This window comes from Paracraurococcus lichenis, assembly GCF_030657435.1.
In the GTDB taxonomy this organism is placed as follows: Bacteria; Pseudomonadota; Alphaproteobacteria; order Acetobacterales; family Acetobacteraceae; genus Paracraurococcus; species Paracraurococcus lichenis.
On sequence record NZ_JAUTWS010000062.1, the window covers coordinates 18,031 to 30,454 of the forward strand.

The window sequence follows — 12,424 nt, forward strand, 5'->3', positions numbered from 1 at the left end:
CCCTCAACCTCCCGGCACCTTGATGCCCTCGGCCAGCGTCAGCAGGACCTGCGAGGTGCCGAGCAGCCCGTCGGCGAGGGCGTCCAGCGCCTCGGCGTTGTCGGCGCCGCCGACGGCCGGCAGCTTGACCGGGCTGACGCCGGCGATGCCGAGGAAGGGCTCCGCCATCCCGAGGACGAGGGTGATCGGCTCGATCGCCAGCAGGGAGCCCTGCGCCGAGGCCAGCGCATTGTCGCGCGCGCAGCCGAGCGCCTCCATCAGCTCCGTGTTGCCGGCGTCCTGCGCCGCCTGGATCTGCACCGTCAGCCCGCCCATCAGCGCGGCGGTGGATTTCAGCCCTTGCCCGATGCAGCGCAGGATGGAGCCGATCATCTTCAGCAGGTCGCGCACAAAGAGGAAAGCGCCCGTGCCGAACGGGAAGGTGATGCACTTCGCGACACCCTCGAACGCGTTCAGCAGCTCGACCGCCGCGGCTGGCACCTCGACGAAGCCCTTGGCGGCGGCCTCGAAGAATTTCTTCAGGGCACCGACCAGCTTCAGCACCTCGAACAGGCATTCCATGCTGGCCAGGAGCGGGGTGATCTGGAGCATCAGGTTGAAGTTCAGCGAGCAGTCGGTCGGCACGCCCTTAGTGACGTCGGCCAGCGCCTTGATCGTGCCGCCGGTGGGCAGCGTGATGGAGGGCAGCTCGGGCTTGCCGAGACTGAAGGAGGCGCAGGAGGGCAGGCTGAGCCGCTGCATCAGCTCCGACGACAGCTTGATGTCGATGTTCGCCATCTTCGCCGCCTTCCTAGATCGGGTTCGGGACGGGCAGCACGAGCCGCCCGTTGATAAGCACGGTCGGCGCCGTGATCTGGACGACCGCGACGGCCGTGACGGCGACCTGGCCGTTGGAGAGCGAGACGCTGTTACCGTGCGCGTCCTGGACGATGATGCCGCCCATGTCGCCGCCCGTCGGCGTGCTGTCGAGGAAGCGGATCTTGTGCCCATTCCTAGTGCAGATCATCCGCTCACGCGGCTCGTCCGTCGGCGGCTTGTCCACGCCGTTCCACAGGAAGCCGATCACCACCGGGTGCTCGAAGGTGCCGTGCTGGAAGGCGCAGAGCACCTCGTCGCCGACCTCCGGCATCATGAACAGGCCACGGCCGGCGCCGGCCATCGGCGCAGCGACCGGAACCCAGTCCGACACGAAGGCATCGTCCAGCCAGGGGAAGCGGAGCTTCACGCGCCCCTGCCCGTCACGGTCGACGACCGTGCCGATGGCGACGCCTTCCATGCGTCCGTTTCCGCGCATCAGCCGGTTCCCCCAGTGGCCGCCATGTCCTCTCGCCGCGCGGTGAAGCGCGTCGTGTAGCCGCCGTCGCCCAGCGTGTGCGTAGTCTGCGTGACGAAGTAGGTCCCGCCGAGCCGCGCGCCGACGCCGCCGATCTCGAGCCGGCTGCCCGCGCGCAGGTTCGGCAGCCCGACCGTGGTCCCCGTCGCGGTGACTACCTGCTTCAGGCGGTCCTGCAGGATGGCCTCGGCCCGCCGCCGCGCCTCCGCCACGGTGAAGACCGGCTCGTCCACCACCTGCTCCGTCCGCGCATCGGCCTGCTGCAGCAGGCGGTGCAGGTCGCGGTTGAGCGCCCCGGCCTTGCGGTCCTTCAGGTCCACCGTCACGGAGATGCGGCGCTTGGTCCGCCGGTCCCAGCCGCGCACCGTCACCTTCGAGACCTGGTTGGCGGTGGTGAGCTGCGGCTTGAACTCGACGAGCGTGCGGCCCCAGGTGAGGCGGTAGTCCACCGGCCTGGTGGAGGTGTCGGAGGGCCCGAAGAGCAGGTACTCCTCCGTCCGCTTGCTGGGCGCGGGGCGCTCCGCGATGATCAGCTCGTAGTCGAAGCGATGTGCGAGGCCGATCAGGAAGTCGATGTCGGTCTGGTTGTCCTGCGCGATGAAGTCGATCTCCGGCTCGCGGCCCTGCAGCCTCTCCGTCAGCTCGATGCGCATCGGCAGGCGCGGCTCGCTCCCGTCGCGCAGTCCGTTGAAGGACAGGGCGATCTGGCCCGGGGTTTTTTTGAAGAAGGCTTGGCTGAAGGGCTTGCGGCGCATCCAGTGCAGCCTATTCAGCGCCCGCACGACGAGCGAGGGCGGGCCGCCGCCCGGAAAGCTCGGCTCCAGGCTGGTGACGCTCGCGGTCACCATCAGGCGGTTGGCGCCGGCATAGCCGAGCTCGAGGCGCAGCAGGTTCGGCCCCGGTTCGAACAGGACGAGCCGCGTGTCGGCGGGCTTGCCGGCGTTCAGCTCCTGCAGCGTCTCCGAGCCGATGTAGGGGCAGCGTTGCGCGGCAGGGTCCCAGTTGCTGACGGTGAGCTCGACGCTGTCGATGTTGTTGACGTCGTCCTTGTAGGTCACCTGGACGATGTCTCGCACCACGGACTGCGGCAGCGCCTTTCCTTCCATGCTGACGCGGAACCAGGGCGCCCAGAAGCCAGCATGGCCAGGGTCAGCGGAGACCTCGCGCAGGTCCACAAAGGTCATGACGCCGGCTGCCCCCCGGGGAGGGTGAGCGCCGGCACGCGCAGCACGCGCCCGACCTGCAGCCGCCGCGGATCCGCGATGCCGTTGGCGCGCGCGATCGGGCGCCACTCGCCGCTGCGGCGGTAATGCCGGTGCGCCAAGCGGTCCAGCGTCTCTCCCTGTTCCAGCACATGGGCGTGGGTGCGGTCCGGCGAGCTGAGGTTCAACTGGTCGAGCTGGTCCTGCAGCGGCACGAACTCGCGCAGGGCCAGCGTCACCGTGGCGCGCAGGGGGATGCCGCGCGGGCTGAACAGCGTGAAGCGGTGCTTGATGCTCTCGACCACACCTTCGAACAGCTCGCGACCCTGGTTCTCGACGGGCGAGGGCAGGTGCCGGCCCGGGATCGTCTCGCCCCAGGCGAATTGGACGCGCGGCGGGGCGTGGCCGTTCGGCTCGACCCGCGCCAGCGCATAGACCCGGTCGGTGAGGCGCGTGACGCTCGCCGCCTCCTCGCCCATCCCGTCCTCGGTGGTGTCGAAGAACAGCTCGACCGTGAGGCGCTCCGCCTGCCCGCGCACGAACTGCTGCAGCGGCGCGAACAGGCCCGGGATGCCGATCTCCGCGAGCTGCACGCCCTTGTCGATGGAGAGCTCGGCCGGATTGAACTGGACCTCGATCCTGTCGCCCTGCCCGTCGGACCAGATCGGGATGAGGGCCGCCTTCACCAGCTCGCTCAACGCGCACCCTCCCGCCGGTCCGGAAGCCGTGTCTCGGCCTCGCGCCGCGTCTCGCGCTCGCGCTCGTCCCGAGCGGCGTCGAGCGTCATCCGTACCAGCTCGCGCGCTACGGCGGGGGAGAGCAGCGCCTGGCCGTCCACCGCCCGGATGCGGCTGACGACCTCCTCGATAATGACCTCCATGAGCGCCTCCTTCAGCGGAACAGGTCGAGCGCCGCGCGCGCGGCCTGTGCCAGCGGTGCCGCGCCGGGCACCAGGAACAGGCCCTCATGCGCGATCTCCAGCGTCTCGACCGCGACGGTGGATTGCGTGGCGTTCAGCGTGGGGCCGTTGTATTTAACGGGTAGCCCGCGACGGAAACCCCAGACGGTGTGCGGCTCCTGCCGCTCGTTGCGGAGCGTGACGACGCCGTCGCGGCGCCGGCCCGTGCCGCGCGCGAAGCCCTCGAACCAGGCGCGCAGGTCGTCGCCGCGGCCGATCCCGCGCTTCAGCATCAGGTTCGACCATTTCAACCGCGTCGGGAAATGCAGCACGCCGCCATTGCGCCCGCCCTCCATGTGGTCCTGCACCTCCAGCGTGCCCTCCAGCCCGCTGCATTCGGAGAAGCCGGCCACCGGCGTGAGCGTGACCGCCGAGAGCGTCACCGCGCCGAGCGCATTGCCGAGCGCGTTGCCCGACTGCATCAGGCTGACCTGGAAGTTGTAGCCGAGCAGCGGATCCCGCCGCGCGCCCGTCGTCATGGCGGGTCTCCCCGGTGGATGGTTGAGAACTCCTCGATCTCCAGCACGCCGCCCAGCCGGCCCACGCGCAGCACGACGAACTCGAAGGGCACGGAGGGCGCGAGCGCGATGTCGCAGGTCAGCCTGCCCTCGGCGCGCGCCGAGGGCGGGTTGTTCGTCTCGTCGCAGCGGACCGAATAGGCGGCCTCCTCGGTCGCGCCGAGCAGCGCACCGCGCCCCCAGAGGTCGCGCAGCAGGCCATCGAGCGTCAGCGCGAGGCGGGCGCGCATGGCGTGGTCGTTGGGCTCGAAGGTCGCCCATTGCAGGCCGCGCTCGGCGGCGCGGATGACCAGCATCACCACGCGGCGCACCGGGACGAAGCGGGCATCAGGGTCCGAGGAGAGCGTGCGTGCCCCGAGGATGCGGAGCGACCGCCCGGGCTCCACTCGGATCACGTTGACGCCGAGCGTGTTGAGCAGCCCGTGCGAGGGCGCGTCCACCGCCTGGCTCGGCGCTTCCGCCCAGGCCAGGGGGCGGTTCGCGGCGGCGCGGTGCACGCCTTCCAGCCGGTCGGCCAGCGCCTGCTGCCCGGCGACATGGCCGGAGGGCGGCACCAGGCGGAGTCCGCCGCGCCCGAGCGGGTCCACCACGCCCAGCCAGGGGAAATGCAGCGCCGCGTGGCGCGTGTCGAAGCGCTGCCGCCAGGCCTCGATCGGCGCGATGCCCAGCCGCGGGTCCGCGACCGCGGAGAAGGGCGGGTCGAGCAGCGCCATGCGGTCGCGCCGTGCCTCGCAATGCTCCACCAGCGCCTGCTGGACCTGGAACACCTCCTCGTCGCCGAAGACGCCCGGCATCTCGGCCAGGGGCTGCGGGCGCAGCGCGGCGGCCAGCGCCTCGGAAGGTGGGCAGGGCGCGCAGGGGTCGGAGGGCGGCGGGCGCGGCACCTCCGTGACGGGTGGCGGGGCGGGGCGGATGACGATGTCGGGGATGGCGAGCAGCCCGACCTCCCCGATGCGCGCCAGCGCCTGCAGGCCGCGCGGCGCCTCGGTTTCCGTCCCGGGCTCTCCGATGAAGTCGCGGACCGAGAGGCGGGCCAGGCCGTCGCGCCCGCCCGCGAGGTCCCGGAACACGCCGTCCGCCTGGGCGAGCGGGAGGGGGATCAGTGGCGCCGGCGCATCCTCGGCGGGCACGATGCAGACCGGCGCCGGCACGGGGGGCAGCGCCTCGCGCTCGGCCTCCAGCGAATAGCTCGGGCGGGCGAGGAGGAGCGGCGCATGGCGCGGGTGGCCCGGCACCAGGGATAGGTCGGGGAAGCTCGCCACCAGGCGGCCGCGCTCCCGCACGAGCAGGGTGTAGCTCAGCGCCTCAATCACCACGGGGCGCGAGGGATTGAGGGGCGGCAGGGCGAGGTCGTAGGGGCGTCGCAGCCGCGGCTCCGGATGGACCCACCAAAGGCGGCGCTCCGCCTCCTCCGCCAGCGCGCAGATCCGCAGCAGCGCGGGGCCGCCGGGCTGGCTGATGCGCACCAGGCTGTCGCGCCCGAAGCCGGCGGTGCCGGTCACGCGCGTGGCCTGCGCCGTCGCCGCGCCGGCCTCGCCGCGCACCACGAGGGCGCGGCCTGGCAGCACCGCGACGGAGAGCGCGTTGCCCCAACTGCCGGGGCTGGACGCCTCGACGTGCCAGAAGGGACGCGGCGCGGCCGCGTCGCGCGCCGCCAGGTCGAGCGCCGCCGCGGCCGCGCCGCGCGGCGCATCCTGCGAGGCCACGCGCACCACCCAGGCGCGGTCGCCTCCATTGTCGAAGAAGCCCTTCAGCGCATAGGCGAGGAAGCCCGTGCCCGTGAAGCCGCCGAAGCGCGCCTCAAACTGGCGGAAGCTGCCGACCGGCACGGGCCGGTCGAGCGGGCCACGCTCCGCAATACCGACGAAGCCCGTCACGTCCATGCGCAGCGCCGGCACGGCGCCCGGCGGGACGTCCAGGCGCTCCTTATACAGGCCGGGGGTCTCGTAGGTGGGCATGGGTGGTGCGGTTCCGCTGCGCTCAGGCCAGCTCGAGCACGATGCCCTCGTGCATCAGCTCAATGGACTCGATCGCGACCTCGTTGCCGCTCGCCTTGAGGCTCGGCCCCTCGATCTTGTTCGGCCAAGCGGCGACGAAGTTCCAGCGCAGGACGTCGTTGTGCGCCTCGTTCTTCAGCACGACCGCGCCATTGCGCCGATCCGGCACGCCGCGAGCGATGTTGGCATACCATTGCCATAGTAGGTCGTTGCGCACGTAGCCGCGCTTCAGCGTGATCGGCCCGACCTTGCGCAGCCCGACGAGCTTGCGGACGATGTTGTCCGGGTAGTTGCCCTCCCGGTAGTCTACCGAATCGCCGTCGGAGCTGAGGCCCGTGACCTCGCTGAAGGCGCCAATGGGCAGGTTATCGATCTCAACTTCGAAGTTGAAGCTGCGGTAGGGGTCGTTGCGCTCGCCGGTGACGGGCATGGGTCGGCTCCTTCGCTACCTATTCCTCTGCCTCGGCCGTCTTCAGGCCGATGCGGATGATGACGAATTCGGCGGGCTTCACCGGCGCGATGCCGATGACGCAGATGAGCCGTCCGTTGTCGATGTCGGTCTGCGTCATCGTCGTGCGGTCGCAGGCGACGAAGAACGCATCTTCGGGCTTCGTTCCCTCCAGCGCGCCATCGCGCCAGACGGCGGTGAGGAAATTGGAGATCGTCCGCCGCACGCGGGCCCAAAGCGGCGGGGCGTTCGGTTCAAACACTACCCATTGCAGGCCGCGGTCCACCGACTTCTCGATGAAGATCATTAGACGGCGGACGTTGACGTACTTGAAGTCCGGGTCGCTAGTCACGACGCGCGCACCCCAGATGCGGATCGCCCGATTGTCCGGCCGGAAGTCGCGGATGACGTTGATGTTCACCGGGAAGGGATTGAGCAGGTCGTGCTCGGCTTTGTTGAGATAGCGGCGCAGCCCGGTGATGCCGCGTACCACCTCGTTCGCCGGGGCCTTGTGGACGCCGCGCTCGACGTCGGTGCGCGCATAGATGCCCAGCACATGGCCCGCAGGCGGGATTGGAACCTGCCGGATGTCCGCCAGGTTCTCCGGCAGCGGGTCCGGCAGCATCAGCCAGGGGTGGTAGATGGCCGCGTATTTCGTGTCGTAGCGCTGGCGGAGCGCCTGCACGTCGGCCATGGAGTCGCCGGGCGGCGACGGGCCGTCCAGCACGGCGAAGCGGTAGCGCAGCTCCTCGCAGTGGTTCACCAGTGCCTGCTGGATCTGCGCGTCGGTCTGGCCAGGTACAGCGACGATGCTGATGTCGTCGATGTTCTTGAGGGCGAAGATGCCGCGGCGGTTTTCCGGCTCGCGGTCGTCCACGCCGAGGAAGACCGCGGGCGCCAGCAGGGCCAGCGCGTCGTTGCCGCGCGCCATCGGGTGGCGTGCCGCGCGGGTGATGCCGCTCGGCAGCCGGTCGGTCAGCGCCTCCGGCCCGAGGTCCACCCCCTCACGGTCCGCCACGGCGCGCATGTCACGCAGCCGCACATAGGCGGATTCGCCTTCCGGTCGCCGGTCAGAGCGGCGGTGCGGGCCATCGATGTCGCCCAGGATGCGCACGGCGTAGCGGCTGTGGCGCGGGTCCATGGAGAGATGGCGAAACATCTCGGAGTCCTGGATCTGCTCGCCGCGGCTGGGCACCGCCGGGTCGTCCTGCCGCCGCAGCCGGACCGTCAGGCGGAACTCGCGCGAGCGGAGGATGGCGCGCCCCGCGCCCACCGCGGCGAGCTGCGCCGCGTCGAGCCCGGCGCCGGCCACCGTCACGCGGCCGGTGCTGCGGTCCATGGCCGTGATCTTGAGCAGCGCGCCGACGGTGGCGTCGGCGTCCACGTCGCGCATCTCCAGCACCGTGCCGGGCTCGATGCCCGCCAGGCTGGACAGCTCGAGGCCAGTGGTGCCGATGGCGGACCTCGCCTCGGTGCGCGCCACGAGGCCGCTCTCTTCCTCCTCCACGGAGACGAGGAGGCGGTTGCCCCAGGCGCCCCGGTCCAGCGCCTCGACGTCGAACAGCGGCGCGCGGCGGATCATGGCGCCACCCGCCGGGTGGTTGCGCGCAAGCGGACGGGCGAGGGTCACCGCCTGCGGCGCGCTGGCCGTGACGGTGCCGATGCGCTGGAGGTAGGCGACGTCCTCTGCCGTGGTCAGCATCAGGGCTTCGCCGGCCGCGTAGCTTGCCGTCTCGGTCACCAGGATTTCCGTCGCACCCTGCGGTGCCGCCTGGACGAGGACTCCGGCGAAGCGCGGCGCGGCCAGCGGCAGCAGCGGCACCTGCAGCTGCACCTGCGTTCCGGCCGCATGCGGCGCGCGCAGCCCGTGCTCCAGCACCAGCGTGCCAGGACCGGTGGCCGGCAGCACCGCACCTGGCATCGCGGCGACCAGCACCTCTTCCGTATCCGGCGCGGTGCCGATGCCGATGGCGCGGCCGGGCGTGATGTTCGTCCGGTCGGCGACCATAATCTCCACCGCGCCCCGCGCCGCCTCGGCCGTCAGCGTCGTCGGCGCGCCCGCGGCGTTGGTCAGCGTCACCGGCTCGACCAGCGTGCCGGCGGGGAGGGCAGCCGGGAGGGCCCGCGTGAGCACGAGGCGGCCCGGCGTGACGGCGGCGCGCAGTTCGGTGGGCGCGCCGGCCGCGGCGGGCACCATCTCCAGGATGGGCTCCGTGCCGCCGGCCGCGGTGAGGCCGATCGCGACATCGCCGGCCGAGGCTGCCGGACCAGCCGTCGCCGTGGAGTCCGGCGCGGCTGCCTGCGCGGTCAGCACCGTCGCCGTGGTGTCCGCGACGGGGAAGCCGGTCTGCAGCGGCTGGGCCAGTGTCAGCCGGAACTCGTTCACGCCGCCAGTGGCGACGACTGCCGTGACGCGGGAGTATTCGCGGCGGCCTCCAAGGGCGATCTCCAGCAACTGATCGGTCAGGTTAAAGCTGGTGGAGAGCACGTCGTCGCCCGTGACCACCACGACGTGGCGGGAACCGGCGTTCACCGGCCCGGCCAGGGTGTGCGGGCCGGCATTGCCAGCGGTGACATCGCGATCGTAGCGCCGGATGGTGCCGCCTGCGGCGAGGTGGCCGCCGAGCGGGAAGCTGAGCAACACCGTCGTCGCGGCATTGACGCCGCCGATGTCATGCCACTCGGCCGCGCTGCCGTCGCCGATGCGCACGGTGGCGCCGACCGGGATGCCGGCATTGTCCAGCACCAGCAGTTCGGTCCCCGCCGCCATGCCGTCACCCGTCTGCACGCCGCGCAGCAGCGTGTTGGTGCGCGGGTTCAGGCCGGTGCCGGTGCCATGCAGCACCATGCGCGCCTCTGCCGCGCCGGCCGGCACCACGCGCGTGACGTAGAGGCGCCGGCCGCCATTGCGGAAGAAGCCTTCCACCGCCGCCGGCAGGTGGCCGTTGTCACCGAAGGCCCGGCGGTCGAGCGCGCCGCCGAACCAGCGCGCATAATCGCCCGTGCCGGTCAGCAGGATCGGCACGTCCGCGGGGCCGCGCTCCGCCAGGCCGATCATGCCGGCCGTGCTGGTGCTGACGCCCTCGATCGGTTTCGGGCCGGTGTCGATCTCTTCCACATAGACGCCGGGCGCCAAGTACTCAGGCATGGTCGCGAGCCTCCGCGGGGCGTGGGAAAGCGAGGTGTCGTGTCATGACAGGCGAAGCTCCTCCGTCCGGACGGGCCCGCCGGGCCCGAGGTCCACCGGCAGCGTCACGGCCGCGCCGACCGGGGGCGCGACCTCCAGCGACAGCGTGCGGGCTCGGTGCAGCGCGGGCAGGCGGAAGCGCCCCTCCGCGTCGGTGATGACGGCGAGCTGCAGGAGCGGATGGTGCTCCGCCGTGGGAATGCCGCCCGGCGTCGCGACCTCGACGAAGGCGAAGCCTGCGAAGCCCGACGCATCCGCCGCGAGAAGCGTGACGTCGCCGGTCGCGGCCGGCCGTCGCAGGGCCACATCCGGGCCTGGCAGAGCAGCCGCGACGCGGCGGACCGGTGCGCCCTCCGGATGCACGCGCCGCAACGGATAGGCGAGCGTGACCGTGGCCGGCGCGGCGGCCGATGCGGTGCCGGCGATGGCCGTGACCGCGAGAACCTCCAGCCGCTCCGCCTCGCCCGGCTCGATTAGCAGCAGGTCCGGGCTGCCCGGCACGACCGGGACGGTGAGGCTCTGGCGGCCGGAAAGGCTGAGCACCGTCTCGCCTGCGCCGGCACCGCGCAGCAACGCGTAGGTTTCCGCCAGCGGCAGTTGCCGTCGCCGCAGGACCGCGGCCTTCGGACCTTGCGCCTCGCGCGCCGCGCGCAGCCCGCCGCCGATGGCGAGCAGGTCCTCGTCCGGTAGGCTCGTCACGGGATCGGTGCGGCGCGGCGCGAAGCCCACGACGCGGACCGTCGCGCCGCTCACGGGGGATGGCACGCCGGCGGCGACCCTCACCACCTGTCCCCAGATCGCCACCGGCTCCCCGTGCAGCAGCACCGACCTGCCCGGCTGCGGGGGCGCCGTCAGCGTGACGGTGATCGCCTGGGTGAGGTGGCCGGGTGCCGAGACCTCCACGGCGATGTCCGTTCCGGCGATCGCGGCCGGCGGCAGGGTGTCCACCGGCCGGCCGGCGAGCCCAGCGCGGCCACCGGGCCCATTGCGCGGCGTCAGGCCGGGCCGGGAGGGAGCGCGCACCGAGGCGGGCTCGGTGAGCGCCCCGTCCGGCTCGGAGGTCACGGTCAGGTCCACCATCGCCTGCACGCGCTGCGCGCGGCCCGGTGCGCCGTCGGGGGAAAAGCGCCAGGCGCGGCCGCCGGCATTCACGGTCCGGCTGGTCATGCGCGCAACTCGCTCGCCAAGCCGATCTGTGGCTCGATCACCGTCACGGGCGCGCCGGTCGCGACCTCGCCGGTCGCAAAGATCGGGACCAGGCTGACCTCGTAGGAGAGGCTGAGCTGGTAGGAGCTCTCGACGGCGTCCCAGACGCGCGTGATCTCGTCGAGGGTCAGCGTCTCCAGCCGGACCGTCAGCTCGATCCCGCTGCCGGCGAGGTCGCCGGCTAAGGCGGCGCCGCTCAGCATCGGCTGGTCGTGGAAGGTCTCGAGCACCTTGCCGATGACCAGTTGCTCGACCTCTGGCGCGCCGACGCCGTTGCCGGTGGTGACGATCGGCGTGAGCAGGTAGTGCAGCCGGACCGGGAGCGGGGCGCGCCGCAGGCGGTCGGGCGCGATGCGCGTCGGCGGGCGGTTGAGCTGGAACTCGTCGCGGACGATGCGGTAGAGCCAGAGGGAGAGCCCTTCCTCCGGAATCTCTGCCATTTCCTGCGGCGTGTGCAGCGAGACGCGCGCCGTGCCTCCCGCGCCGAAGCGGTCCGCGAGCGTCGGCGGGCCATCGGCGAGGCGGCCGGCGAGGAACTGCTGCAGGCTGACGCTGGCGCCGTGAATCCAGGTGAACATCAGCGCTTCCTCACGCGCGTAGGACCAGCGCGCCAAAGCGGCCGGCCATCAAGACTACGCACGCGCTCCATCTCGCCCGTGCGCTCAAGTTCCTCGAGAACGGTGCCGAGAGCGGGTAGAGCGCGCAGGAAACGCTGGTGCAGGATCCACCACTGCGCGATGCCCTCGAGGGTATCCGCAGCATCCGGATGCGCGTCCAGGAAACCCAGGACCTCGCGCTTAAGCTCCTCCTTGATGCCTGCGTCATCGTCCATGGAGTGTCCGTAGCTGGCGATACGCAGCCTTCAGCATCCGCCGTGCCAGCGGTAGACCAGAAGCAGAATCAAAGGAGTAGAGAGCGGCAGGCAGGCAAGCTGGGTCATGCGCGACCCAGTGCGGTAGCTGTGGCGGCGGCTACCCGAGGTAATTGCCGGGTCGGCGTCGACCCGGAGGTGGGCTATCGCAGTGACCCTGTCGAGCTTTGCCGCGCTGCTTCGGCGAAGTACCAGCGACCGTACGGGCTTGTCCCAAGTCGTGAGTTTCGCGTGGCGGTGCGCGACCGCGACCGATACCGCCGCACGGCTGGTGGCTGAAAGGGTTCTGTCAGGCTTCGCGCCAATCGGCCCGTTTGGCCGGCCGGGGTAGGGCTGGTAGGCTCCGGCTCTGGGCTCGACGGGGACGGAGGGTGGGGATGGACTGTGTGGCCTGCGGCTCGTTCGAGGTGACCGAGCGGCCGGAGCGCACCGCCCAGGGCTACCACCGGTTCCGCTGCCGGACCTGCAGCAAGCAGTACAACGAGCGCTCCGGCACCGTGCTGAACCACGCCCAGTACCCGTCGGACGTGATCGCGCTCGTGGTGCTGTGGCGGCTGCGCTACCGCCTGACCCTGCGCGACCTGACCGAGATGTTCCTCATCCGCGGAATCGTCTTCAGCTACGAGGCCGTCCGTGAGTGGGAGGCGAAGCTCGCGCCACTCCTCGCCGACGAACTCCGTCATCGCCGCCGTGGCAAGGGCGGC

At 71.6% G+C, this 12,424-nt stretch carries 12 protein-coding genes and 1 pseudogene; 1 reads left to right on the top strand and 12 read right to left on the bottom strand.

Features of this window, described 5'->3' with window-relative positions; translation table 11 throughout:
- Window positions 1-3: 3 nt before the first annotated feature.
- The 12 genes from Q7A36_RS31515 to Q7A36_RS31570 are packed head-to-tail and all read right to left on the bottom strand — an operon-like array spanning window position 4 to window position 11,681.
- A complete protein-coding gene (locus Q7A36_RS31515) occupies window positions 4-777 on the bottom strand; it encodes a hypothetical protein (protein ID WP_305107761.1) in 774 nt (257 codons plus the stop codon).
- Window positions 778-790: 13 nt separating this feature from the next.
- Window positions 791-1,276: a phage baseplate assembly protein V gene (locus tag Q7A36_RS31520; protein ID WP_305107762.1), complete on the bottom strand. Its 486-nt coding sequence runs from the start codon at window positions 1,274-1,276 to the stop codon at window positions 791-793.
- A gap of 17 nt (window positions 1,277-1,293) precedes the next feature.
- Window positions 1,294-2,517, bottom strand: a complete 1,224-nt coding sequence (locus Q7A36_RS31525) for a phage late control D family protein (RefSeq protein ID WP_305107763.1) — start codon at window positions 2,515-2,517, stop codon at window positions 1,294-1,296.
- Window positions 2,514-3,233 (bottom strand): CIS tube protein, encoded by a 720-nt coding sequence (locus Q7A36_RS31530; RefSeq protein ID WP_305107764.1) that lies wholly within the window; start codon window positions 3,231-3,233, stop codon window positions 2,514-2,516. Before Q7A36_RS31530 ends, Q7A36_RS31525 begins: the two co-directional genes overlap by 4 nt.
- Complete coding sequence (locus tag Q7A36_RS31535) at window positions 3,230-3,415, bottom strand: hypothetical protein (protein WP_305107765.1); 186 nt, start codon at window positions 3,413-3,415, stop codon at window positions 3,230-3,232. Before Q7A36_RS31535 ends, Q7A36_RS31530 begins: the two co-directional genes overlap by 4 nt.
- 11 nt (window positions 3,416-3,426) lie before the next feature.
- A complete protein-coding gene (locus Q7A36_RS31540; RefSeq protein WP_305107766.1) occupies window positions 3,427-3,972 on the bottom strand; it encodes a phage tail protein in 546 nt (181 codons plus the stop codon).
- Window positions 3,969-5,969, bottom strand: coding sequence for a phage tail sheath family protein (locus tag Q7A36_RS31545; RefSeq protein WP_305107767.1), 2,001 nt, complete (start codon window positions 5,967-5,969; stop codon window positions 3,969-3,971). The genes Q7A36_RS31540 and Q7A36_RS31545 overlap by 4 nt, the downstream gene beginning before the upstream one ends.
- Window positions 5,970-5,991: 22 nt before the next feature.
- On the bottom strand, window positions 5,992-6,438 hold the full coding sequence (locus Q7A36_RS31550; protein ID WP_305107768.1) for a phage tail protein: 447 nt from the start codon (window positions 6,436-6,438) through the stop codon (window positions 5,992-5,994).
- Between the two features lie 19 nt (window positions 6,439-6,457).
- Complete coding sequence (locus tag Q7A36_RS31555) at window positions 6,458-9,604, bottom strand: phage tail sheath C-terminal domain-containing protein (RefSeq protein ID WP_305107769.1); 3,147 nt, start codon at window positions 9,602-9,604, stop codon at window positions 6,458-6,460.
- A 42-nt stretch (window positions 9,605-9,646) separates the two neighbouring features.
- Window positions 9,647-10,810: a hypothetical protein gene (locus tag Q7A36_RS31560; protein WP_305107770.1), complete on the bottom strand. Its 1,164-nt coding sequence runs from the start codon at window positions 10,808-10,810 to the stop codon at window positions 9,647-9,649.
- Window positions 10,807-11,427, bottom strand: coding sequence for a DUF4255 domain-containing protein (locus Q7A36_RS31565; RefSeq protein WP_305107771.1), 621 nt, complete (start codon window positions 11,425-11,427; stop codon window positions 10,807-10,809). The genes Q7A36_RS31560 and Q7A36_RS31565 overlap by 4 nt, the downstream gene beginning before the upstream one ends.
- Entirely contained in the window at window positions 11,427-11,681 is a 255-nt protein-coding gene (locus Q7A36_RS31570; protein ID WP_305107772.1) for a hypothetical protein, read from the bottom strand. Before Q7A36_RS31570 ends, Q7A36_RS31565 begins: the two co-directional genes overlap by 1 nt.
- Before the next feature lie 416 nt (window positions 11,682-12,097).
- Between Q7A36_RS31570 and Q7A36_RS31575 the strand changes: the two are divergent.
- Window positions 12,098-12,424: pseudogene (locus Q7A36_RS31575) on the top strand (hypothetical protein); the annotation flags it as partial.

Bases quoted from the DNA above. Each gene is read 5' to 3' on its own strand.
- Q7A36_RS31515 (WP_305107761.1), bottom strand. From the start codon at position 777: ATGGCGAACATCGACATCAAGCTGTCGTCGGAGCTGATGCAGCGGCTC.
- Q7A36_RS31520 (WP_305107762.1), bottom strand. From the start codon at position 1,276: ATGGAAGGCGTCGCCATCGGCACGGTCGTCGACCGTGACGGGCAGGGG.
- Q7A36_RS31525 (WP_305107763.1), bottom strand. From the start codon at position 2,517: ATGACCTTTGTGGACCTGCGCGAGGTCTCCGCTGACCCTGGCCATGCT.
- Q7A36_RS31535 (WP_305107765.1), bottom strand. From the start codon at position 3,415: ATGGAGGTCATTATCGAGGAGGTCGTCAGCCGCATCCGGGCGGTGGAC.
- Q7A36_RS31540 (WP_305107766.1), bottom strand. From the start codon at position 3,972: ATGACGACGGGCGCGCGGCGGGATCCGCTGCTCGGCTACAACTTCCAG.
- Q7A36_RS31545 (WP_305107767.1), bottom strand. From the start codon at position 5,969: ATGCCCACCTACGAGACCCCCGGCCTGTATAAGGAGCGCCTGGACGTC.
- Q7A36_RS31550 (WP_305107768.1), bottom strand. From the start codon at position 6,438: ATGCCCGTCACCGGCGAGCGCAACGACCCCTACCGCAGCTTCAACTTC.
- Q7A36_RS31555 (WP_305107769.1), bottom strand. From the start codon at position 9,604: ATGCCTGAGTACTTGGCGCCCGGCGTCTATGTGGAAGAGATCGACACC.
- Q7A36_RS31560 (WP_305107770.1), bottom strand. From the start codon at position 10,810: ATGACCAGCCGGACCGTGAATGCCGGCGGCCGCGCCTGGCGCTTTTCC.
- Q7A36_RS31565 (WP_305107771.1), bottom strand. From the start codon at position 11,427: ATGTTCACCTGGATTCACGGCGCCAGCGTCAGCCTGCAGCAGTTCCTC.
- Q7A36_RS31570 (WP_305107772.1), bottom strand. From the start codon at position 11,681: ATGGACGATGACGCAGGCATCAAGGAGGAGCTTAAGCGCGAGGTCCTG.